General features: G+C 68.5%; 23 protein-coding genes, 1 tRNA gene and 1 other RNA gene. 21 read left to right on the top strand and 4 right to left on the bottom strand.

The window, feature by feature from the left end:
- Positions 1 to 121 precede the first annotated feature (121 nt).
- Positions 122 to 637, top strand: a complete 516-nt coding sequence (locus tag TR50_RS14390) for a SigE family RNA polymerase sigma factor (RefSeq protein WP_042420449.1) — start codon at positions 122 to 124, stop codon at positions 635 to 637.
- Positions 634 to 1,638 carry a hypothetical protein gene (locus tag TR50_RS14385; RefSeq protein WP_042420447.1) on the top strand — a complete coding sequence of 335 codons (1,005 nt, stop codon included), beginning with the start codon at positions 634 to 636 and terminating at the stop codon, positions 1,636 to 1,638. The genes TR50_RS14390 and TR50_RS14385 overlap by 4 nt, the downstream gene beginning before the upstream one ends.
- A gap of 249 nt (positions 1,639 to 1,887) precedes the next feature.
- Here the strand turns inward: TR50_RS14385 and TR50_RS14380 are convergent, their stop codons facing one another.
- Positions 1,888 to 2,274, bottom strand: a complete 387-nt coding sequence (locus TR50_RS14380) for a hypothetical protein (RefSeq protein WP_042420445.1) — start codon at positions 2,272 to 2,274, stop codon at positions 1,888 to 1,890.
- Between the two features lie 291 nt (positions 2,275 to 2,565).
- On the opposite strand from TR50_RS14380, the gene TR50_RS14375 reads away from it, so the two are divergent.
- From TR50_RS14375 to TR50_RS44160, 4 genes are all read left to right on the top strand, one after another.
- Positions 2,566 to 2,841: a type II toxin-antitoxin system Phd/YefM family antitoxin gene (locus TR50_RS14375; protein ID WP_042420442.1), complete on the top strand. Its 276-nt coding sequence runs from the start codon at positions 2,566 to 2,568 to the stop codon at positions 2,839 to 2,841.
- Complete coding sequence (locus tag TR50_RS14370) at positions 2,826 to 3,242, top strand: type II toxin-antitoxin system VapC family toxin (RefSeq protein ID WP_236654413.1); 417 nt, start codon at positions 2,826 to 2,828, stop codon at positions 3,240 to 3,242. Before TR50_RS14375 ends, TR50_RS14370 begins: the two co-directional genes overlap by 16 nt.
- Before the next feature lie 633 nt (positions 3,243 to 3,875).
- Positions 3,876 to 5,219 (top strand): AAA family ATPase, encoded by a 1,344-nt coding sequence (locus tag TR50_RS44165; protein WP_084700260.1) that lies wholly within the window; start codon positions 3,876 to 3,878, stop codon positions 5,217 to 5,219.
- Between the two features lie 2 nt (positions 5,220 to 5,221).
- Positions 5,222 to 5,812 carry an RloB family protein gene (locus TR50_RS44160; RefSeq protein WP_084700258.1) on the top strand — a complete coding sequence of 197 codons (591 nt, stop codon included), beginning with the start codon at positions 5,222 to 5,224 and terminating at the stop codon, positions 5,810 to 5,812.
- Between the two features lie 77 nt (positions 5,813 to 5,889).
- Here TR50_RS44160 and TR50_RS14365 read toward each other — a convergent pair whose 3' ends face one another.
- Both TR50_RS14365 and TR50_RS14360 read right to left on the bottom strand, forming a co-directional pair.
- Positions 5,890 to 6,576, bottom strand: a complete 687-nt coding sequence (locus TR50_RS14365; protein ID WP_042420441.1) for an HAD family hydrolase — start codon at positions 6,574 to 6,576, stop codon at positions 5,890 to 5,892.
- Positions 6,573 to 7,421, bottom strand: a complete 849-nt coding sequence (locus TR50_RS14360) for a GntR family transcriptional regulator (protein ID WP_042420438.1) — start codon at positions 7,419 to 7,421, stop codon at positions 6,573 to 6,575. Before TR50_RS14360 ends, TR50_RS14365 begins: the two co-directional genes overlap by 4 nt.
- Before the next feature lie 439 nt (positions 7,422 to 7,860).
- Here TR50_RS14360 and TR50_RS14355 point away from each other — a divergent pair, with 439 nt between their 5' ends.
- The 10 genes from TR50_RS14355 (at position 7,861) to TR50_RS14315 (ending at position 17,359) form a co-directional block, all read left to right on the top strand.
- The gene (locus TR50_RS14355) at positions 7,861 to 8,118 is read left to right on the top strand and encodes a DUF6284 family protein (RefSeq protein WP_042420436.1); all 258 of its coding nucleotides are present in this window, start codon (positions 7,861 to 7,863) and stop codon (positions 8,116 to 8,118) included.
- 52 nt (positions 8,119 to 8,170) lie between these two features.
- Entirely contained in the window at positions 8,171 to 9,181 is a 1,011-nt protein-coding gene (locus TR50_RS14350; protein WP_042420434.1) for a hypothetical protein, read from the top strand.
- Positions 9,181 to 9,522, top strand: a complete 342-nt coding sequence (locus tag TR50_RS48725; RefSeq protein ID WP_084700256.1) for an RRQRL motif-containing zinc-binding protein — start codon at positions 9,181 to 9,183, stop codon at positions 9,520 to 9,522. The genes TR50_RS14350 and TR50_RS48725 overlap by 1 nt, the downstream gene beginning before the upstream one ends.
- A gap of 15 nt (positions 9,523 to 9,537) precedes the next feature.
- A complete protein-coding gene (locus TR50_RS14345; protein WP_042420432.1) occupies positions 9,538 to 9,909 on the top strand; it encodes a DUF6251 family protein in 372 nt (123 codons plus the stop codon).
- 125 nt (positions 9,910 to 10,034) lie between these two features.
- Complete coding sequence (locus TR50_RS14340; protein WP_236654412.1) at positions 10,035 to 12,164, top strand: MarR family transcriptional regulator; 2,130 nt, start codon at positions 10,035 to 10,037, stop codon at positions 12,162 to 12,164.
- Between the two features lie 108 nt (positions 12,165 to 12,272).
- The gene (locus tag TR50_RS14335; RefSeq protein ID WP_042420428.1) at positions 12,273 to 13,001 is read left to right on the top strand and encodes a DNA cytosine methyltransferase; all 729 of its coding nucleotides are present in this window, start codon (positions 12,273 to 12,275) and stop codon (positions 12,999 to 13,001) included.
- The gene (locus TR50_RS14330) at positions 12,998 to 13,837 is read left to right on the top strand and encodes a bifunctional DNA primase/polymerase (RefSeq protein ID WP_042420426.1); all 840 of its coding nucleotides are present in this window, start codon (positions 12,998 to 13,000) and stop codon (positions 13,835 to 13,837) included. Before TR50_RS14335 ends, TR50_RS14330 begins: the two co-directional genes overlap by 4 nt.
- 2 nt (positions 13,838 to 13,839) lie before the next feature.
- On the top strand, positions 13,840 to 15,315 hold the full coding sequence (locus tag TR50_RS14325) for an AICE element replication initiation protein (RefSeq protein WP_042420423.1): 1,476 nt from the start codon (positions 13,840 to 13,842) through the stop codon (positions 15,313 to 15,315).
- A gap of 473 nt (positions 15,316 to 15,788) precedes the next feature.
- A complete protein-coding gene (locus TR50_RS14320; RefSeq protein WP_042420658.1) occupies positions 15,789 to 15,998 on the top strand; it encodes an excisionase family DNA-binding protein in 210 nt (69 codons plus the stop codon).
- An 80-nt stretch (positions 15,999 to 16,078) separates the two neighbouring features.
- Positions 16,079 to 17,359, top strand: a complete 1,281-nt coding sequence (locus TR50_RS14315) for a tyrosine-type recombinase/integrase (RefSeq protein ID WP_042420422.1) — start codon at positions 16,079 to 16,081, stop codon at positions 17,357 to 17,359.
- A gap of 63 nt (positions 17,360 to 17,422) precedes the next feature.
- On the opposite strand, the gene TR50_RS14310 is transcribed toward TR50_RS14315, so the two are convergent.
- Positions 17,423 to 17,507 (bottom strand) — tRNA-Ser (locus TR50_RS14310).
- A 112-nt stretch (positions 17,508 to 17,619) separates the two neighbouring features.
- Between TR50_RS14310 and ffs the strand changes: the two genes are divergently transcribed.
- The 5 genes from ffs to TR50_RS14290 all read left to right on the top strand — a co-directional run bounded on the left by ffs (position 17,620) and on the right by TR50_RS14290 (position 22,020).
- An RNA gene (gene ffs, locus TR50_RS43550) (signal recognition particle sRNA small type) lies at positions 17,620 to 17,709 on the top strand.
- Between the two features lie 48 nt (positions 17,710 to 17,757).
- Positions 17,758 to 19,977: a DNA polymerase III subunit gamma and tau gene (locus TR50_RS14305; protein ID WP_042420419.1), complete on the top strand. Its 2,220-nt coding sequence runs from the start codon at positions 17,758 to 17,760 to the stop codon at positions 19,975 to 19,977.
- A gap of 165 nt (positions 19,978 to 20,142) precedes the next feature.
- Positions 20,143 to 20,484, top strand: a complete 342-nt coding sequence (locus TR50_RS14300) for a YbaB/EbfC family nucleoid-associated protein (RefSeq protein WP_042420417.1) — start codon at positions 20,143 to 20,145, stop codon at positions 20,482 to 20,484.
- A gap of 239 nt (positions 20,485 to 20,723) precedes the next feature.
- Positions 20,724 to 21,323 (top strand): recombination mediator RecR, encoded by a 600-nt coding sequence (recR, locus tag TR50_RS14295; protein ID WP_042383110.1) that lies wholly within the window; start codon positions 20,724 to 20,726, stop codon positions 21,321 to 21,323.
- On the top strand, positions 21,316 to 22,020 hold the full coding sequence (locus TR50_RS14290; protein WP_084700254.1) for a DUF5063 domain-containing protein: 705 nt from the start codon (positions 21,316 to 21,318) through the stop codon (positions 22,018 to 22,020). The genes recR and TR50_RS14290 overlap by 8 nt, the downstream gene beginning before the upstream one ends.
- The last annotated feature ends 110 nt before the right edge of the window (positions 22,021 to 22,130 follow it).

Genomic DNA, 22,130 nt, shown 5'->3' with positions numbered 1-22,130 from the left:
GCATGGTCACCATCCCCGTGCGCCGCCTGGCTCAAGCCGAGGCGGCGACCGCCGGTTTACTGTCCTGCGGCGTGCAACCCTTCCGCCCCGTCGTGGATTAGGGAAGCGGAAAGGAGGCCGAGTGGCAGGACATGACCGGGACGAGGAGTTCACCGCGTACGTCGGCGCCAGGCTCGCATGGCTCCGGCAGGTCGCCTTCGCGCTGTGCGGCGACTGGCATCACGCGGACGACCTCACCCAGACGACGATCACGAGGCTCTACACCCATTGGCCTCGGGTGAGCAGAATGCACAATCCGGACGGCTATCTCCGGACCATGCTGGTCAACGCCTTCCTCAAGGAGCAACGCTCATCCAGGCGGTGGCGGTTGATGCACAAGGACGAGGACTGGGCGGTACCCCGGGTCGACGTCGAGGCCCGCCTGGACCTGCGGCAGGCGCTGGCCGCGGTGCCGCCGCGCCAGCGGGCGACCGTGGTGCTGCGGTTCTACGAGGACCTCACCGTGGAGCAGACCGCAGAGGCACTCAACTGTTCCGTCGGCACCGTCAAGAGCCAGACCGCGCGCGGCCTGGAGGCGCTGCGCCGCCTGCTCGGACCCCGCACGCCGGCCCTGAACACGGGAGGTGCCGACCAATGACCGCCGACCAGATCCACGACGACGAGCGGCTGGCCTGGGAACTCGCGCAACTGCCTGACGTCCCAGCCCCCTTGAGCGCAATCGACATCACCCGCGCCATCCGCGACGGCCGGAGGCGCCTTCGTCGTCGCCGCGTGACCGCGGGGGCCACGGTGAGCGGACTGGTGGCGGCGGCCGCAGCCGTCGCCCTACTGGCAGGCGGCCTGACGGGAACCACCGCAGCCCCGAACGTCGCTCCGCCCCACACGCCGCATGCTCCGCTCACCGCTCCGGCCGGATTCGGCTGGCTGCCCCCGGGCTTCAACGAGACCTCCTGGCAGCGCAACCAGTCCAACGGGCAGGTGACCGAGGAGTCCGGGGCCTACATCACCGACCCCCACAGCGGGCGGCGCACCACCTGGCTCACGGTCACCCCCGAACCCAGCCTGGCTCTCGGAAAGAACGCCTACGCGGTCACGACCGTGAACGGACGTCGGGCCTACTGGCTGGCGAGCGGTCCGCGGCTGAACGGATGGGACGTCATGCTGTGGTGGCAGTCTGCCGACGGGCACTGGATGTACCTGAACGGCAGCTCGCTGCCGGGAACCGACCTGAAGCAGAACATGCTGCACACGGCCGCCGCCTACGACGCCCGGCAGGAACCCCTCCCGCTGCCCTTCTACCTGTCGGACACCGGGCCCGGGTTCAGCGTGACCTCCATGACGACGAACACGACGGACGGCGGTGCCACGTGGTGGATGAACGCCGAGTTCAGGAAGGGGGACTACGCCGCCGACCTGGTCATCGGCACGGAGAAGTTCGTCGACACCGTCAACAGCGTCAAGCACCTGAACTGCAGGACCCAGGGAGGACTCAAGGCCTGCAGCTCCCTCGGCTTCCTCCGGTACGGGACCAAGCCGAACGCCGATGACGCGGCGTGGCTGAAGCAGTTCATGGCCCTCCACAGCATCACCCTGCTCGACGCCAACCGCCGGGACTGGACCACCGACGTGCTGCGCTGACCACACACGGCACGCCCGGTCCCTCCTCGGGCCGGGCGTGCCGCTTCGCGCACACACCCGCTCGGACGAGGTGGACGTCGTGGCGGTACCCGCTTTGATGCGACCGCCGGGCGGAGCACGGCTCTCCGGCCCGGCGGCTCGGCGGCTCGGCGCGGAGGGGGATCACACCCGCCATCTGTGGACCGACGAAGGTTGAGCGAAACGAAGAAGGGCTCCACCGGGCAGCGATGGAGCCCTTCTTCTGCCTGTTCAGGCGAGGCGGTTCAGTGCCGCGGTGGCGATGCCCTTGACGTAGGCCGGGTCGTCGGTGGGCCGGCCGGTGAGCTCGACGATGGCGACCCTGGTGCCGCTGCGCAGGACCGCGACGCCGCCGGTGGCGCTGCCGTCGCCGTTGTAGGACGGGTACCAGCGCCCGGTGCCGCCGGTGAGGGTCAGTGTGTGGGCCGCGCCGTAGTGCCAGTGGCCGACAGGCTCGTCCTGGCACTCCTGGACGAGCGCGACAAGCTGCTTCTCCCAGGTGGCCGCCGCGCTGCCGGCAGGAGCGCTCGCGGCCGACTCGATCAGAAGACCGTCCGTGTCGAAGGTCCAGGTCACTGATGCGTAAGCAGTGGCCTTGCCCTTGGTCAGGTCGTGCATCGTCTCCTCGCCCGAGCATGCGGACAACCCCTGACGTCCAGTCAGTGCGACGGTCGCACCGGACGGGGTCAGGCCCCGCTGGAAGTCCTCGCTCTGAACGAGGGCGGCGGAGCCGACACCTCACCACCCGGATGCCGACCGACGCCGCCACCAAGATCCGCGAATGCGCGGCCTCCGGGAGGCAATCGGTGCAGCCCAGGATCGGCGGAGCGGGATGGTCATCGGCGGCACTCCGTGTCGCGAAACCATCACTCCGTAGCGCAATGCATTACAGCGCTATACGCTGGTTCCATGAAGACCATCACCCAGCGGGAGCTCGCCGCACGCTCCAAGGCTGTGCTCGATGATGTCGAAGCCGGTGAGACCTACCACATCACCCGAAACGGCACTGAAATCGCCGAAGTTCGCCCACTTGGAAACAGGCGACGTTTCGTCCCGGTCGACGAACTGCAGCGGAAGTGGCGACACGCACCTCAGATCGACGCCGCTCAGATGCAAGCCGAGGGAGACGCGTTCTTCGGTTCCGAGGACCGCGTCGACGACGGCAACCCGTGGGATCGCGCATGACCGGGAGGCGGCCACGCGGACTGCTGGACACGTGCGTCGTCATCGATCTGCCGCTGATCGATTCGGGGCTTCTCCCCGTGGAAGCGGCCGTCTCCTCGATCGTCCTGGCGGAGCTGACTCAGGGCGTGGCGATGACCAGGGACCCGGCGGAGATGATGGCGCGCGCGCAACGCCTGGCCGACGTCGAGGCGGAATTCGCGGCCATCCCTTTCGACCGGGAAGCCGCCCGCCGGTTCGGAACGCTGGTCGCACTCACCGTCAAGGCGAATCGAAACCCCCGCCCCCGTCGCATGGATCTGTTGATCGCTGCCACCGCCTCCGCGCACGGGCTCCCGCTCTTCACCCGCAACGCCGGGGACTTCAAGGGCTTGGAGCAGGGCGTCGAGATCATCTCTGTCTGACCTGTGCACTCGCCGAAGACGCGCCCGTCGGCCCGCACCGGACCGGGGAACGCAGAAGGCCCGCACCGGTTTCCCAGTGCGGGCCTTCTACCTGCGGAGGATACGAGATTCGAACTCGTGAGGGGTTGCCCCCAACACGCTTTCCAACTGTCCGCCGGACCGTGCAAGGCCGTCCGTGGGGGTTCACGTTCATGTAGGACGCGGTGGGCGTACTCCGTTGAACGCCAGCGCTCGTCAGCGCACTGGACAAAGAGCAGGACAACGCATCACTCAGGCTTGGCCCTGCTGGCTGGGCACGACGGCCGCTGTACCTGGGTGAGGCCATCCGAGTACGGCAGCACGCACCCGAGGCGTCCAGCGAACCTGTCTGGATCGTGCAGCCGACCCGAGGATCCAGCAACTCCGTACGGCGCCCAGCGCCGCTGCCATCCCTGCACGGCCAGGCGGCAGCCGTCCTGGACGCCCGCCGGGACGGGATACCACCTCGGGGATCGTTCGACATGAGGTCTCGTTCGGGCTACTCCCAGTGGTGATCCCTTTACGAGTCCTAGCCATGCATCTACGCTGGGCCAGAAGCCAGTTCATGCAGTTCACTTGTTCACAAGGACGTGAAGCTGAGCGAGATGGGGAACAATGCTACTCAGTGTCACGATTTCGAATTTTCGATCCCTTCAGGGTGATCAGACCCTAGATCTGCGCCCGGTTTACCAGTCTGAGGCTGACGCCCAGTCTGTCGCCGCTCTTTATGGAGCCAATGCTTCGGGAAAGTCGAATGTGCTTCGCGGCATTCGCTTCATCCATGACGCGATTACCGGTCAGGCTGATCGTGACCAGGCCGGAAACATGTACTGGGCCCCCTTCCTGTTGGACCATGAATCGCGAACAAAGCCATCACGATTCTCGGTTGACCTGCTAATCGGTGGCACACCCTACTCATATGGCTTCTCCATTGACATGGACGGGATCGCCGAAGAGTGGCTATTCTCCTTCCCCAAGAAGAAGAAGCGAATCCTTTTCGAGCGCTCAAAGGATGGGTACTACTTCGGCCCAACCTTCGGCTCGGCCAAGGCTGGCCTGCTTTCGGAAATCACAGGCGCAAAAGAGCTTTTTATCACCAATGCATCCAGGGCTGATGCGCCAGACGCTAAAATCATCACTGAATGGTTCAGAGACTCAGTCTGGTTTGCCGATGACGACGATAAAAGCCGCCAGTCGCGTCGCGCAATGACCCGCGAACTCTTGGTTGATCCAGAGACTCGGAATTCAATCGAAACCCTCCTCAAGGCTGCCGACTTCGGAATCAACCGGGCCACGGTTAGCAACCTAAAATGGCAGTTTGAAGAGGTCTCGGACGACAGTCTTGCTCCTGGATCCTTTGCAGTCGAGGAGCGGGACGGGATTGCCAGGATTAAGTTCAATGGCAAGTTGGCATCAAATCTGGAGCAGGCGGTTCTCGAAAATCTGCACCAGCGAACCACGATTCGATTCCAGCACCTTGGAGATCGAGCCAGGGACTTTACGATAGACGATGAGTCACGCGGAACCCAAACCTGGTTCGATATTGCTGGAGTGGTGACCCAAGCCCTGAGCAAGGGATGGACGCTTGTCGTTGATGAGCTGGACACCAGCCTGCATCCTTTGCTCCTGGCACAGATGATCCGGCTATTCCAGCACAGCGAAACCAACGGGCACGGGGCACAGCTCATTTTCACGACCCATGATGCGTCCCTCATGGGTCGTCCGGGGGGTGAAGAGCTCCTGAAGCGTGATGAGATTTGGTTCACCGAGAAGAACAGCGAAACCGGAGCAACTGAGCTCTTTCCCCTCACCGACTTCCGACCGCGGGCCGGACTGAATTGGGAAAAGCGCTACCTGGGTGGGGCAGTAGGGGCCATTCCATTCATCGCCGATAACTTTGACGGAGTCGCCGATGATCCTGCGTCAGGGTCAGACGTCCGCACAGATGTTGGAGCGTAGAATTGACGCGTAGTGGGGATCGCGGCGGTAGTCATCGGCGTCGCCGCGAAGTGCGCGAAAGAAGCCTTAATAAGCGGCTGCTGATTGTCTGCGGGGGAGCGCGGACAGAAAAAGACTATCTCAACGCCCTCCGCACGGATCGCCGGCGCTCGAATATTTCGATCAAGATTTGCATCGACGAGCGCTCCCCACTCCACGTCGTAAAGAAGGCCGCGGATATACGCAGTGCCGATCCAGACGCCTTCGATGAATACTGGGCAGTATTTGACGTCGACGAGTTTGACGTGAAGTCGGCCATTGCACTCGCGAGGGAAAAAGGCATCCAACTCGCCATTTCAAACCCGTGCTTTGAGTATTGGCTGCTTCTCCATTTTTGCGAGATTAACTCCCACCTAGAAAACTACAAGGCCACCGTCGGCAAGCTGAAGAAGCATCTGCAGGGCTACGATAAGGACAGTCTCCGCTTTTCCGACTACTCGAGCAACGTGGAATTGGCGATCCAACGGGCCAAGAAGCGGGATGGACAGCAAGAGCCACCGGGGGTAAATCCGAACACCGGAGTTTGGCGAGTGGTTCAGTACTTCGTGACGTAATGCGTGATTCCAGCAGCCTCGGGCTCACGCACCAAGAGGAGCAGCCCGAAGATTCAGGCTGCAAGCAGGTCCGGAATCTAGGTGACGGCGTCCGCGATCGTCCGCATGGAGTACACGACGGCAGCCGCACCCGAGTCGGCCAGTCGAACGTCCTTCCCTGGCTTGTTGGCGTAGCCGATCGTTGCCACCCCGGCCGCCTCGCCTGCCTCCACGTCGCGCGCCGCATCACCGATGAAGATGCACTGCTCCGGTTTGGTGGCCTCGGCCTCCATCGCTTCAAGGAGTAGCCGCGGACTCGGCTTCATGGACGATGGGTCGCCGGGCACCCGCCCAAAGACACCAGCCACATAGCCGTTGAGGCCCTGAGCTGCAAGAAACGCCGTGATTGCCGCCCCGGAGTTGTTGCTAACCATAGAAACGGAACGCCCGGAATCGGCACAGGCGAGCAGCAGCTCACGACTGCCCGGGGTGGGCTGACTTAGGCCCACCGCTTCAATCTCAAGCGCAGTCAGGGCCGCATCTACACCCGGCACGAGGTCGGACCGCGTATCGGCGACGTACCGGAGCAGCGCAAGGGGATCTTTCTCGGTGGACCACTGCGTGGGCAGCTGCTCGCCCTGGGCGAGCAGCTGCCCACGCACACGTTCAGCGATCTCGGCGGCCGGCAGCCCGGCGAACACCGAGCACACCGGGCCGTCGAAGTCGAGCAGGATATGACGCGCACGCCGAAGCAGGTCCGAGAGAGACGGGGAAGCTCCTGTCACGGCTGGCGCTCATACGCGATGGTGGACCACACGCTGTTGAACCACGCCTGAGACTGCTGGACGTACTGCGACCCCAGCGAGGCGTCGTCCGGACCTGCGGAGTGGTGGAACAACGTCGTGTCCTTCCCCGTCACGTCGTAGAAGGTGTGGGCGTCGCCCCCGACGGACAAGGTGCGCTCTCGCAGCGGATAGAAGCCGAAGAACGCTTCGGAGCTGTTCAGGATGTAGAGCTTGAAGAGGCTTGCCCCCCGATGCACCTTGACCTGCACTGTTGCGGACTGAACCAAACCGAGTTCAGCCAGCACCTCGACCGAATGGGCAATCCCTCCGGCGTTAGTCGATGCGATCTGGCGGACCCGGTCGCGTAGCGCCGGTTCATCCTTGAGGCCGTCCACCAGCACCGGGACTGCCATGGGCTGCGAGGTGTCCGGCAGCAGAAGTCGGACAGCGATGGACTCAGGCGCGAGTCGACCGGACCGGATCTTGTCCAAGGGCTCCTGCATGGCACCGTGCAGGGTCTCGCTCGAGAAGCCTGCGAAGTCGATCGTCACCTGCGGCTGCGAAAAAGCGGCCTCCAGGTGCGGACGGAGCCCGACGGGCCGCTCAGTGCGTTCCCGCACGAACGAGCCGCTTCCCTGCCGCGTGACGATGAGGCCCTCGCTCCGGAGCAGCTCCAGGGCCCGGTCGATGGTGCCGCGCGCCACGCCATAGTGCTTGGCCAACTGCGGACCGGAAGGCAGCTTCTCGCCAGCCTCGAAACCGGGCTTCTTGGTGAGGATCGCTGCGCGAATCAGCGTGCTGACCTGCTGATACGGCGGACGCGGGTCATCCAGGTCGAGAGTCATGCCTACATGCTAGGGGACATGCCCAACAGGCGCGAGTAACCCAAGTCTCTTGACCTGCTTAGGCAGGTTGTCTATGTTGAGTGTGTCGCCGCCGAGAGAAGCGGGAGCGACACAGAGGGGCCTTCTTTGGGCTGCTCTGAGCTGCACCGATGCGCCCGGAAGTCCTGTTCGCAGGGCCAGGGATGCGCTCGCACCTTGACAACTACATGGGGGATCGCGCCGCCTCTCCTCGACCAAGTAGGCGGCAATGCGGATCTCCGCATGAGGAACAGCGCAACTCAACTTCCGTCGCGTTGGCGACGGCCGGTTGCCTCCTCCGCCCGTCTCGCACGGGCGGGGCTGAGGGGAGCCGGAAGATCCGACTTCAACAAGCGCGCCCCCGGAGCGGCTACTCCGGGGGCGCTGTTCGGGCCGTTCCACGTGAAAGGAACACGACCCAATGGACTACATCGTCACTGTTCAGGACGCTGTTACCGCGTTCGCCGACTTCATGGAGCCGACGAACGCCGAGCTCGACGCGATCGAGCGGGAGATGCCCGCGATCCTCGCGGACGTCGACCTGCTGGACGTGCAGATCATCACGCTCGACCGCACTCCCACGGAGTTGGACAACCGGCGCATCCGCCGGGCCCGCCGCCGCCTGTTCACCGCGCTGGTGAGCCAGGCGGCGAACGGTCAGCGGGGCGGTGTGGCGTGAGCGGGCAGAAGACCGCGCGGATCCGGGCCTGCTTCCTATCGGGGGTGGGCGCGTGAACGCCGTTCAGGTCCGTTCGGCCGAGCGTGCGTTGTCGGCCGGCACGTGGCTCATCGTGGCGGGCGCGATGTTGTATTCGATCCTCACCGTCACGCCGCTCGCTGCCGCTCACACCCCGGGCCGGTGGGCGTGGACGGCACCGATTCTTCCCCTCGTGGTCGATGCGGCCGTGGTCATCGTGGTCCGTTTGGACGCGGTGGTCGCCCGGCTCGGGGGGAACGGCGGACGGTGGCCCATCGCGCTTCGGTGGATGACCGGCTGCATGACGCTTGCCCTCAACGTCGCTGACTCCGCGCTGAGGAACGACCTGGTGGGCGTGGCTGTGCACGCGGTCGCGCCGCTGCTGCTGATCGTCACGGCGGAGACTGGGCTCGCCTACCGCCGGGCCATCACCGCCGCCGTGCTGGCGCTGGAGGTGAAGCAGCAAGCCGAGCGGGAAGCCCGCGAGCGGGCCGCGATCGAGCGGCGGGACGACGCTGCACGACGGGCCCGCGAGGAACGTGAGCACGCCGCTGCACTGGCGCGTGAACAGCGCGAGCACGAAGCCCGCATGGCCCGTGAACAGGCTGAGCGAGAGGCCGCCAGGCAGCGTGAGGAACGCGAGCGCGAGGAAGCCCGGGAGCAAAGCGAGAGGGCCGAGCGGGAGCGCCGCGAGCAGGAGCGTGAACGGCGCGAGAAGGAGCGTGAACGCCGTGATCGCGAGGCCGCAGAACGCGCCGAGCGGGAGCAGCGCGAGCGTGCCGAACGTGAGCGCCGGGCGGAGGCGGAGCGGGAGGAGCGGGCCGCTCGTGAACGCGCCGCGCTGCTGTCCGCCGGGCCTGCCACGGAGAAGCTGCCCGAGGACGACGCCCGCGCCATCGTGGCCGCTGCCCGTGCCGAGGGCCTGTCGGTCCGGACGGCAGCCGAGCTGTGTGGCTGGTCGGTGGGCTGGGTCTCGGCCCGGTATGCCGAACTCCGCGAGCCTGCCCGCACCGTGCCGGTTGACCTCGTCAGCTTGGGCCACTGATGAGCACCGCGCTGGCAGGCGGCACCTTGCCTGTCTACCGGTGGCGACTCGCTCCTGACGGACTGGCCACCCGCCGACAACTCCGTGCGATGGGACTGCGTCCGGGTGGTCAGGACGTGGCAGCCGAACTCCAGCGTCCCCGCCGTCGGCGAGGCCCGCTGGTTGCCTACCTCTACCGCATCGACGCAGCCATGCCCGTACGGCCGATGACGCCGGGGCGTCGGGCCGCGCTCGCCAGGGCCAATCGTGCCCGGCGGGTCTGCCCTTCCTGCCGACTCGATGCCGGTTATGTCATCCCGGCCGCGCTCGGTGCGTGCGTGCCCTGCGCCGACTCCGACTGATCTGGGAGGTCCCCGGTGGACTCCGACAATCTGCCCGTGCCCGGCGTCGTCCGCCTCCCGGACGGCCGGTACGTCTACGACGACAACCCTGCCCCTGTCCGGTCGGTGGCACCGCAGCCGACGGTGATTCAGCACATCCACCACGCCCCGCCGGACCGCACCGTGCAGCGCATCGCGCTCGGTTCCGGCGTCGGAGCTGGCGCGGTGGCCGCCGGGGTCTACTTCGGCCCGTTGCTGGTCGGCGTGCTGACTGCGATGGCCGCCGACCTCGCGGTGCTCGCCTTCCTGGCCGCCGTCATGGCCTGGGGCGTCGTCACGATCGTCCGCTCGGTGGGCGGTAGTGACGGCAAGGCCGCCGCCAAGAGGCTTGGACGCAAGGGCCGTTGACCCCTTCGGCCGCCTCCCCAGGAAGCCGAAGGCGTAGGCGGCCCGCTGAGCGTCCGACACCCCTTCCGTGTGGGTCGAGACCCCCAGGGTCGCGAACGGCCGCTCCTGCCCTCACAGAGACCCGGGTGAGGGCATTTTCCGGCGTCCTATGCGCGCGTGCGCGTAGGGCCCCTCTCCCTGGAACGGCGCAACTCTGCAACTCCGCAGGTCGCAGGCGGGTTGCGGGGCTCAACCGGCGTTGTCGACGCAACCGGCACCGCCAACCACGCAAAACGGGCGGGCCGGTGACGCCACGCAACGGCGCACCGGCCCCTATCCACGGTCTTGGAGGACCTTTCGTGGACTGGAAACAAGCATGGTCGACCACGGCCACGACGACCAACACGGCACTGGACGCAGTCGCGCCGATGTGCGCGCCGTTCGCCGCCCGCTGGGACAGGGAGGCTGAGCGCCGGACACAGTTGCGCACCCCGGACAACCTCAAGGCGCTGATGAGGGCGCAGCGGGAGCACAACTCCGCCCGCTCCACCGCAGCCATGGCACGCAATCAGCGCCGCGCGGCCCGCCAGGCGTCCAACAATCCACTGTCCGCAACCCGTCGAGCCGCCCGCACAGCGGACAAAGCCGCACGGCAGTACCACAGTCAGGCACGGTCCGTGCTGAAGGCGGCACGGAGGAGCTACCCCGCCACTCTCGCGGCGCGCGCGTTGCAGACGCACGCCGCGCATGCGGTGCCGAGCGGGCTCGCTTCATGGCTGACGTCAGAGGCCACACACACGCTCGTGCTGTGGCCGGCGTCCGTATCCGCCGGGCTGATCGGCCTGAACATCGCAGGGCTGTGGCTCGGGCGACGCCAGCCGTCGGTGCGGCTCGATGACGGACTGTCGGCGGAAGAGCGCCGCCTGGCCTCACGGCTGGACCCGTCGTTCTGGGTTCAGAACGCCGATGCCCGCGGCTTGTCCGGCACCGTGCCCACGCCCGCAAAGCTCACCCCTGCAGGCCTGGTCTCGCACGTGCGGCTGGACGGTCGCTGGACACCGAAGACGTTCCGAGCGAAGGAGGACGAGATCCGGGCGCTACTCGGTGCCCGGACCGACCTGCGCATAGAGATCAAGACCGGGAGCCATGGCGACCGCGCCGCGATCACGCTGCGGACCCGCAGCGCGGCGGACGGCATCGACCTGTCCGGCTGGACCCCGGGAGCCCCGTGGGGCGTGGACACGATCACGGGCGAGCCGGTCATGGTCCCGCTGGGCCGCCGCATGCTGATCGCCGGTACCTCCGGCGCGGGCAAATCCTGGTCCACGCGGGCCCTGCTCGCGGAGGCATCGGAGACCGAGGACCACCGCCTGGTCGTCATCGACCCGAAGCGGGTGGAGGCGATCAACTGGCAGCATCGCGCCCGCACCGCGATCGAGCTGGGCGACGTGCTCGATGTCTCGGACGAGCTGGTTGCCGAGATGCACGAGCGCCTGGCGCTGGTCCCGCGCGGCCGGGACACGATCGAGATCAGCGCGGAGCGGCCCCGGATCACGGTGTTCGTGGACGAGGGCGCGGAGGTCAAGGCCATGGCCAAGACACCTCGCCAGAAGGGCTCCAAAGACGATCCGGGCGACCCGGACTGGTCCCGCATCATGCGGAACTTCCGGACCCTGGCCCGGATGGGGCGCGCCGCCGAGATCATCCTGCTGTGGGCAACGCAGAAGCCGACGATGGACGAGGCCAACGGCGGTATCGACGCACAGATCAGCGCACAGATCACCTACCGGGCCGCGCTCGCGCTGGCGACGTCGGCCGAGGCCCGGAACGTGTTCGGCGAGGACGCCACGGAGAAGGGCTGGCACGCCCACGAGCTGCCTATGCCGGGCGTCGCGATGCTCCGCTGGGGCCCCAAGGCCAAGCCGCACCCGATCAACACCCGCGCGTTCTCGCCTGCCGACGTCATCGCCCTCCCCGACCGGCCCGTCTGGCACCGCGAGACCGCCAGCCCGACCGTGACCACGCTGCGCCTGGTCAAGGACTCGATCCCCCCGGCGGACGCCGTCCCGTCCGCGCCCGCAACGCCTGGTGCGGAGTCGAATCGTGACCGGGTGCTGCGGGCCGTGCATGACGGCGCTCGCACCCTGCGGGACATCACCGACCGGACCGGAATCAACAAGGGCACCGTTTCGCGCGAGATCAAGGCCTTGACGTCCGCCGGCGCTCTCCGCAGGGGCGACGACGGCCTGCTCCTGCCCGGCCGTGAGGCGGCGTGAGCTCTCCCGCCTAACCGACCCCACGAAACGACAACGGCGGCCCCCTTCCGCCAAGAACCGGGGCCGCCGCCAATCCAGCACGCCTACACCGAACTGGAGAGATCCAGCATGACGCAACCCACCGACATCAGGCGAGAGCGCGCCACGCGGCCCCGTGCACTGGACCTGTATTCCTGCGCCGGGGGCGCTGGTACCGGTCTCGCTCGGGCGGGATTCGCCGTGGACGGCTGCGACATCGCCGACCGTCCCCGCTACCCCTTCCCTTACCACCGGGGGGACGCTCTCGAATACCTCGCCAGCCTGATCACCACCGGGGAGATCTACGAGTACGCGTTTGTGCACGCCTCCCCGCCTTGCCAGGGCAAATGCACGCTGACCGTGGGCACGAACGCCTCGCAGGGCTGGGGCGGCACCCATGTGGACCTGGTCGCCCCCACCCGGGATCTCCTCGAACTCACGGGCCTGCCGTACGTGATCGAGCAGCCCAACGGCCGGGCGGACATCCGCAAAGACCTCACCCTGTGCGGCGAGATGTTCGGTCTTGGAGTCATCCGTCACCGCAACTTCGAGCTGGGCGGCTGGGCGATCGAACGGCCGGCGCACGTCCCGCACCGGGGCCGTGTCCGTGGCTACCGCCATGGACGCTTTTACGACGGGCCGTATGTGGCCGCCTACGGGAACGGCGGAGGGAAGCCCTCCGTCGCGGAGCTGCAAGCGGCGATGGGCATCACGTGGACGGCGATGCGCGAGGAACTGACCGAGGCCATCCCACCTGCGTATACCGAGTTCATCGGCCGTGCCTTCCTCGCACGGACGGCGCAGGAGGTGGCGGCGTGAGTGAGCACCTGCGCCTGGCCCTCCGACTCGCTTCGTCCGGTCTGCCCGTGTTGCCGCTGCGCGAAGGGAAGTTGCCTTTCGGGAACTGCCCGGCATGCACCGAAAACGCCTGCGGGGGCCGCCCGAACATGAAGACCCCCGGCGTCTGCACCTGCCTCCTGCCCTGTCACGGATGGGCCGCCGCCACTACCAGCCCCCAGACCATCAACGCAGCCACGTGGACGATGGCGTGGCGCCAGGCGGCAGCGGTGGCCTACCACCCGGGCGGCGGGGGGCTGACCGTGGTGGACCTCGACAACGCCGACGCGGTCGCGTGGGCCAGGGACACCCTGCCGGCCACCCGGACCGTGGCCACGACGCGTGGCGAGCACTGGCTGTACCGGGGCGTGATGCGCTCCCGCAACGGCGTGCGGGACGGCGTGGACATCAAGTCGCTGATGTCCTACGCACGGTGGCTCGGTCCGGGAACCGGTGCCATGACCCCACTGCCGGCGGCGGTGCTGAGTCTGGCCGTGAAGGAGCCCGCCACGGCCCCCCGGGGCTCGCAGGCCATCGCCGTGTCGGTGGGTGCTGGCGGCGGGGAGTGCCCCCACCGCACGCCCACCTACCTCGAGCGTGGCATTGCCATGGCCGAGCAGCGCATCACCGAGGCGTCCAGTGCGGTGCACGCCACCGTGTACCGGACGTTCCTCGCGGTGCTGTCCACGCACGGCCGGTGCGGCTGCCTCACCGAAGCGCACACCGCGCGGCTGTTCACCGCCGCGGCTGCCAAGGGCGAAACCGCCCGGCACTGCACCGACGCCTGGACCAACGCCCGCACCACGTTGGGACTGTAACCATGTCCGAAGACGACAAGACTCCCGCGCGCGAGGTCATCGCCGACTACGCCCAAGAGCACTTCCGGTACTTCCGCACCGCCGACGGCACGGTGTACGCCCAACGGAAGGGCCACCCCGTGGCCCGCCCGATCCGCTCCCAGGGCACCACCGGCAGCCACCGCCAGGAACTCATGGTCGGCCTGTTCAAGGACGGACGCGGCGTGTTCAACGGAACCGCCCTCAAAGAGGCGCTGGACCTGATCGAAGCACTCGCGCTGTCCGAGGCGGTGCAGCCCGTCCACATCCGCGTCGCCCCCGGATTCGACGGGGCCACCTGGCTCGACCTCGGGCGCACCGACGGCCAGTCCGTCCGCATCCACCCGACCGGCTGGGACATCCGCACCCCCGACCCCAAGGAGGTGTGCTGGCGGCGCACCCAGCTCACCGGCGAACTGCCCCTGCCCACCCGGGACACCGACGGGAAGGGCATCGACCTGCTGTTCCGGCTGTGCAACTTCGCGAACGCCGCGACCGAAAGCCTGGCCCTGGCCTGGCTCATCGGCTGCCTCGGACCGTCCGTGCCCGTCCCCGCCCCCTTCCTCACCGGCCCCCAGGGCGCGGGCAAATCCACCGCCGGCCGGATGCTCCTGCGGATCATCGAGGGCATGAGCGGTGACCTGCGCCGCGCACCGAAGGACGAGGAAAACCTGCTGGCCGCCGTGGCGGCCGGATGGATCACAGCCCTGGACAACCTCTCCCACATGACCCCCGACCTGTCCGACGCCATGTGCTGCATCGTCACCGGAGCCGAAAACGTCAAACGCGCCCTGTTCACCGACGGGGACGTCTTCCGCGTCGGCTACCGCCGCCCCATGCTCCTGACGGGCATCGACGTCGGTGTGATCCGGCCCGACCTCGCCGAACGCCTCCTGCCGCTACGCCTGGAGCGGCCCGCCGTCCGGCGCACCGAGGCCGAGCTGTGGGCGGAGTACGCGGAGGCGCTGCCCGTCGTTCTCGGGTCGCTGCTCGACCTCACGGTGCAGGTCCGGGCGATGGAGGCGGAGACCCCGACCGATCTGCGGATGGCGGACTTCGCGCACCTGTGCGCGCAGCTCGACGCGGCGACCGGCCTCGGTTCGCTCGCCGCGTATCGGGCCAGCCTGGACGACCTGAACGACGACGTGATCGAGGGCGATCTGCTCGCGCAGACCGTCCTCACGCATGCCGAGACCATCGCCCCGGGCACCGCGCAGCGCATGACCTCGACCGAGTGGCTGGCCTGCCTGGGCCGCGTCTACAGCGGAGACGAGCTGCGGGCGCTGCCGAAGGGCTGGCCGACCACCGGCAAAGTCCTCTCCGACCGCCTCAAGCGCCTCCAACCCACCCTGGCGGCCCGTCAGGTACTCATCGAGGCGGGCCGGACAAAAGAGGGGCGCTACCTCGAAATGACCCGCCCGGGCCCCACACCCCCACCCGAACAACAGCGAATCCTCTGACCCGCGCTCGCGCTCACCCCTGAACAGCAAGAGGAGCACCACCGCCCCGCCCGGGTGCTCCTCTTGCTGTTCGGCGGAACGCCGCCCGAAGGACGCGCCGCGCAGCGGCTCCCTCCTTTCGCTCTGAGGCGCACCTAACTACCTACAAACACCCTCTCTTTTTTCCTAAGAGGGAAGACGCTGCGTCACCTGCGTCACCCGGGCCGAAAAACGGCCCCTGACCTGCGGCAAAGGGGGTGACGCAGACGGCTGGCTCTGCGTCATCCTGCGTCACCTGCGTCACCCGGCCGCGTCACGGTGACGCAGCCGGTGACGCACCGATGACGCAGGCCCGAACCGCTGCGACACCCAAAGCCCCAGGTCAGAGGCGCGGATGACGCTGATGACGCAATGACGCAGAAATCCGCACCTAGGACACACACCCAACTCGCTCGCGCCCCCGCCATCAAGGAGAAGTCGCAGTGACCGCCGCTATGCCCGCACCCGCTGTCGAGGACTCAACACTGGTTCTCCTGACCGTCGAAGAGGCCGCCCGCCGCCTCCGAATCGGCCGGACCACCTGCTACGCGCTCATTCGCTCCGGGGAGCTGGAGTCCGTTCCCGTCGGCCGCCTCCGCCGCGTTCCCTCCGACGCGCCGGCTGCGTACGTCGCCCGCCTCCGCACCGCCAGCCGCGCCGCTTGACGTCGCCGGGGCGGCGGTCCCGCGCAGACCGATCCGCCGCCCCCGCTTCGTATCCGACACCAAGAATCAGGAGCCTGCCTGTGGCAGAGGAGAAGAAGCGCACACGCCGCGCCAACGGCGAATCCGCCATCTACCTGGGGCAGGACGGCCGTTGGCACGCCCGAGTGCCCATGGGGTACAAGGACGACGGGACGCCTTACCGCCGGCACCTGACCCGCCCGACGCGGAAAGAGCTGGTCGAAGAGGTCCGGCGGCTGGAGAAGCAGCGGGACGAGGGTTCGGCCCGCCAACCGGGCAAGCCGTGGACGGTCGAGAAGTGGCTCCTGCACTGGGTTGAGGACATCGCCAAACCGGTTGTAAGCGAGAACACCTACGACGGCTACGAAGTCGCGGTTCGCGTCCACCTCGTGCCCAGCGTCGGCAAGCACCGCATCGACCGCCTGGAGCCCGAGCACCTGGAAAGCCTGTACCGCCGCATGCAGAGCAGCGGCAGTAAGGCCGCCACAGCGCACCAGGCTCACCGCACCATCCGCACCGCACTCGGGGAAGCGGTGCGACGCGGCCACGCGGGCAAGAACGCCGCCGCCCTGGCGAAGCCTCCGCGGATGGAAGAGGAGGAGACGGAAGTCGAGCCCTACTCCGTGGAAGAGGTCCAACGCCTGCTGCTCCAAGTCAACAAGCGGCGGAACAGTGCACGTTGGATGCTGGCACTGGCGCTGGGGCTGCGGCAGGGCGAGACGTTGGGACTCCGCTGGTCTGACGTCGACCTGGACAACGAGTACTTGAAGCTGCGCCGGAACCGCTTGCGCCCGAGGTACGAGCACGGCTGCGGAGAAGCCTCGCCGTGCGAGCGGAAGGCTGGCTACTGCCCGGAGCGCGTGCAGGTTCGGCGGGAGACCAAGAACACCAAGTCCCGAGCCGGGCGGCGCGCGGTCCCCCTTCCGGGCCCACTCGTTGCGATGCTCCGCTCTCACGCGGAGGAGCAAGCGCGCGAGCGGGGCGCGGCTGGCGACCTGTGGACGGAGTCGGACTATGTGTTCACCAAGCCGCTCGGCGGTCCGCTGAGTCCGAACACGGACTACCACGACTGGAAGCGTCTGCTCGAAGACGCGAAGGTCCGGGACGGCCGGCTGCACGATGCCCGGCACACGGCCGCCACGGTGCTGATGCTGCTCGGCATCCCTGATCGCGTCATCGACCAGATCATGGGATGGGAAGCCGGAACTTCCGCGCGGATGCGGGCGAGGTACCTCCACGTGCCGGACGCGATGCTCAAGGACGTGGCCCGGAAGATCGCCGAAGCCATCTGGGGTCCGCCCGAAACGGCCTCTGTGGACAAAGACCAGAACAACGAGGGTTGAGTAGAACCAAGAAGGACCCCACCGCAGAGCGGTGGGGTCCTTCTTTTGCCTGTTCAGGCGGTGCGGAGGATACGAGATTCGAACTCGTGAGGGGTTGCCCCCAACACGCTTTCCAAGCGTGCGCCCTAGGCCTCTAGGCGAATCCTCCGTGGGAGAGCTTACTAGATGTTTGGGGGTGCTCGTGCACACGGTCGACGCAGGTGGGAGGGGAGAGGGTGGGGCGGTGATGACAGGGGCCGGGATCCGGTACTGTTGGGCCTAGCCCCTCGTGTGGCGCTATCTCGCTGAACCCCCCAGGGCCGGAAGGCAGCAAGGGTAGGTGAGCTCTGGCGGGTGCACGGGGGGTCCTTGCGTTGTAGGGCACCGATTTGTCGGTGGAGACCGTTAGGGTCGAAGACGTGTCGCTCGCTCTCTATCGCCGGTACCGACCCGAGACCTTCGCCGAGGTCATCGGGCAGGAGCACGTGACCGGACCGCTGCAGCAGGCCCTGCGGAACAACCGGGTCAACCACGCGTACCTGTTCAGTGGGCCGCGCGGGTGCGGCAAGACGACGAGCGCGCGCATCCTCGCCCGGTGTCTGAACTGTGAGCAAGGTCCCACTCCGACGCCCTGCGGCGAGTGCCGTTCGTGTCAGGACCTGGCCCGTGGCGGCCCCGGGTCGATCGACGTGATCGAGATCGACGCCGCTTCGCACGGTGGTGTCGACGACACGCGTGACCTGCGGGAGAAGGCGTTCTTCGCGCCCGCCTCCAGCCGGTACAAGATCTACATCATCGACGAGGCCCACATGGTCTCGACGGCCGGCTTCAACGCCCTGCTGAAGGTCGTCGAGGAGCCGCCGGAGCATCTGAAGTTCATCTTCGCCACGACGGAGCCCGAGAAGGTCATCGGGACGATCCGCTCCCGCACGCACCACTACCCCTTCCGGCTCGTGCCGCCGGGCGTGCTGCGCGACTATCTGACCGACGTCTGCGGCCGGGAGAGCATCCAGGTCGAGGACTCCGTCTTTCCCCTGGTCGTCCGCGCCGGCGCCGGGTCCGTGCGTGACTCGATGTCCGTGATGGACCAGCTGCTCGCCGGGGCGGACGCGGGCGGCGTGACGTACGCCATGGCCACCGCGCTGCTCGGGTACACCGACGCCGCGCTGCTGGACGAGATCGTCGACGCCTTCGCCGCGCACGACGGGGCGACGGTCTTCGGGATCGTCGACCGAGTGATCGAGGGCGGTCACGATCCGCGTCGTTTCGTCGCCGACCTGCTGGAGCGGCTGCGGGATCTGGTGATCCTCGCCGCCGTGCCGGACGCGGGCGAGAAGGGGCTGATCGACGCGCCGGCCGACCGGGTCGCCGTGATGGAGGAGCAGGCGCGGCGCTTCGGCTCCGCCGAGCTCAGCCGTGCCGCGGATATCGTCAACACCGGGCTGACCGAGATGCGCGGGGCCACCTCGCCCCGGCTGCAGCTCGAGTTGATCTGCGCCCGCGTGATGCTTCCGGCCGCGTTCGCGGACGAGACCTCGTGGCAGGCCCGTCTGGAGAAGCTGGAGCGGCGTCCGGCCGTCGGCGGGCCGATGGCCGCCACGGGCGCGGCGGCCGTGGGTCCCATGGCGTCCGCCGCGAGCGTCCCGCATGTCCAGGCTGACGCGCCCGTCGTCCAGGTGTCGACCGCGGCTGCGGCTCCTGCCGCTCCGCAGCCGGTCAGCGCGCAGCCCGTGGTCTCGCCGCCGCCTGTCGGCGCTGGTGGGCGGGCTCCCGGCGCTTGGCCGGTGTCGCCCAGCTTCGGGGCTCCGAGCCCCGCGTCCGCCCCGGACTCCGCACCCGCACCCGCACCCGCATCGGCCCCCGCCCCCGCACCGCAGGCCGCCGCCCCGACCGCGGCCCCCGCGTCCGGGGATGCCGGAGGCATCAGCGCGGCACAGGTGCGCCAGTTCTGGCCGCAGGTGCTGGACGCGGTGAAGGGCCGCCGACGGGTCACCTGGATGCTGCTGCAGCAGGCACAGGTCGCCGGCTTCGACGGCGGCGCGCTCCAGGTCTCGTTCGAGCACGCCGGGACCCGTGACGGGTTCGTCAACGGCGGGCACGACGAGATCCTGCGGCAGGCGCTGCAGGACGCCGTCGGCGTCTCGTGGAAGGTCGAGTGTCTGATCGGGCCCACCGGTTCCGCGCCGCAGCGGTCCGGGGCCGGGTCAGGTGGCGGCTTCGGCGGTGCCTCCGGCGGGAGCGGCTACGGCGGTGGCGGCGCGTCCGCGATGCCACCGCGTCAGCAGGCACCCGCGCCTGCGCCGTTCCAGCCCCCGGCGCAGAACGCGCCCAGCGCGCCGCCCGCGCCCACGCCGGTCCCGAGCCCTGCCGCGCCCGCGCGCCACTCCGGCGGGCCGAGTGGTCCGAGCGGCTCGAGCGCGCTCGGGACACCCAGTGCCTCCAGCGCCTCCAACTCCGCCAGTTCCCTCGGTGCTCCCGGCGGCTATCCGGACGACCCGGACGACGACGACATGCCGCCGCCCCCCTTCGACCCGGAGGAGGACATCCCTGAGCAGGACACCACCTCCGTCTCCGGCCACGACCTGATCATCCGCGAGCTCGGCGCCACCGTGATCGAGGAGACCCAGCACGATCGCTGAGCCGTCGCTCAGCCGTCACCGTGCCGTCGCCGAGGTTCAGAAGGCTGTACCCGCATGTGAACTGACGGCGATCCGACACGCCCAACCCGTAGGCTCAACCCTGGAGCGGTCCCGCTCCGGCACGTCATGACGACAGTCACCACGACACGCAGGACAGGAGCGCCCATGTTCCCCGGCGGCCAGCCCGATATGCAGGCCCTGCTCCAGCAGGCACAGCAGATGCAGCAGCAGCTCGCCCAGGCGCAGGCGGAGCTCGCCGCCGCCGAGGTCGAGGGCAGCTCCGGCGGCGGCCTGGTCAAGGCCACCGTCACCGGCGCAGGTGAGCTGCGCGCGCTCGTGATCGACCCCAAGGTGGTCGACCCGGAGGACACCGAGACCCTGGCCGACCTGGTCCTCGCCGCGGTCCGGGACGCCACGGCGGGCGCGCAGCGGATGGCGGCCGAGCGCCTCGGCCCACTGGCCCAGGGGCTGGGTGGCGGGGGCGGCATCCCCGGCCTGCCGTTCTGATCCAGCTGTTCCGGCTGTTCCGGACGTTCCAGCTGTTCCGGACGTTCCAGCTGATCCCGCTGTTCCCGCTGATCCGGCTGTTCCGCGTCCCGTGCGGATCGGCCTTCCGCGGAACCCAGACGGCTCCCCGCGCGTAAGTGGGTGTGTCGGGGAGCTGTGACAGCGCGCCCGTCCGGAGGATGATGGGCGCGAAAAGGTAGAAACCGACCGACGAGCACCAGAGAGACAGGTAACGCAGCGTGTACGAGGGCGTGGTCCAGGACCTCATCGACGAGTTGGGCAGGCTGCCCGGCGTCGGGCCCAAGAGCGCGCAGCGGATCGCCTTCCACATCCTTCAGGCCGATCCGACGGACGTGCGCCGGCTCGCGCACGCCCTGACGGAGGTCAAGGAGAAGGTGCGGTTCTGCACCGTCTGCGGCAACGTCTCCGAGGCGGACCTGTGCCGGGTCTGCCAGGATCCGCGCCGCGACCCGAGCCTGATCTGCGTCGTCGAGGAGCCGAAGGACGTGGTCGCGGTCGAGCGCACCCGCGAGTTCCGCGGCCGCTACCACGTGCTCGGCGGGGCGATCAGCCCGATCGAGGGCGTCGGCCCGGACGACCTGCGGATCCGCGAGCTGATGCAGCGGCTGGCGGACGGCACGGTCACCGAGCTGATCCTCGCCACCGACCCGAACCTCGAGGGCGAGGCCACCGCCACCTACCTGGCCCGGCTGCTCAAGCCGATGGGCCTGAAGGTCACCCGCCTGGCCAGCGGCCTGCCCGTCGGGGGAGACCTGGAGTACGCCGACGAGGTCACCCTCGGCCGGGCCTTCGAAGGGAGACGACTTCTCGATGTCTGACACGTCCGACACGCGCACACGCACCGTAGACATCCCGGTGAGCGGGCAGCCTCAGATCGGTGTGCACGGCGACGGCACGCCGGACGAGTTCGCCGTGCAGATCGCGGACTCGGTGCAGAGCTTCCTGCTCTCCCTGCCGGAGATCGCCAAGGGCGACGAGCCGGGCAGCGCGGTCAGCCTGCTGCTGCTGGAGGTCTCCCAGCTGCTGCTGACCGGCGGCCGCCTGGGCGCCATCGAGGACGTCGTGCCCGACGACCGCTACGAGGCCGACACCGGCCCCGACGCGGACGAGGACGAGCTGCGCCGCCAGCTGGCCGAGCTGCTGGCGCCGATCGACGTCTACCACGAGGTCTTCGACCCGTACGGGCCGCCGGACAAGCCGCTGCCCTGCCGGATCTCGGACGACCTGGCCGAGGTGGTCACCGAGCTGCGCCACGGCATGGCCCACTACCGCGAGGGCCGGATCTCCGAGGCGCTGTGGTGGTGGCAGTACTCCTACCTCGCCACCTGGGGCTCCACGGCGACGAGCGTGCTGCGCGCGCTGCAGTCGCTGGTGGCGCACGTCCGGATGGACAGCCCGATCTCCGCGCCCGTCGACGGCACCGACACCGACCACGACGGGCTGACCGACGAGCAGCTGGAGCAGCAGGCCGGCGACCTGATGGCCGCCGAGCTCGCCTCCGAGCTGGGGATCTGAGCAGGGATCCGGGCAGGGATCCGGGCAAGGGTCTGGGCAGGGGTCCGAGTTCGGGCCGGGTCGGGTCCGGGCCGAGCTGGGTCCGGGCCGCGCCCACCGCTGTGACCTCA

The sequence above is a fragment of the Streptacidiphilus anmyonensis genome (genome assembly GCF_000787855.1).
GTDB lineage: Bacteria > Actinomycetota > Actinomycetes > Streptomycetales > Streptomycetaceae > Streptacidiphilus > Streptacidiphilus anmyonensis.
This window is presented reverse-complemented; position numbering and strand designations above follow the sequence as displayed.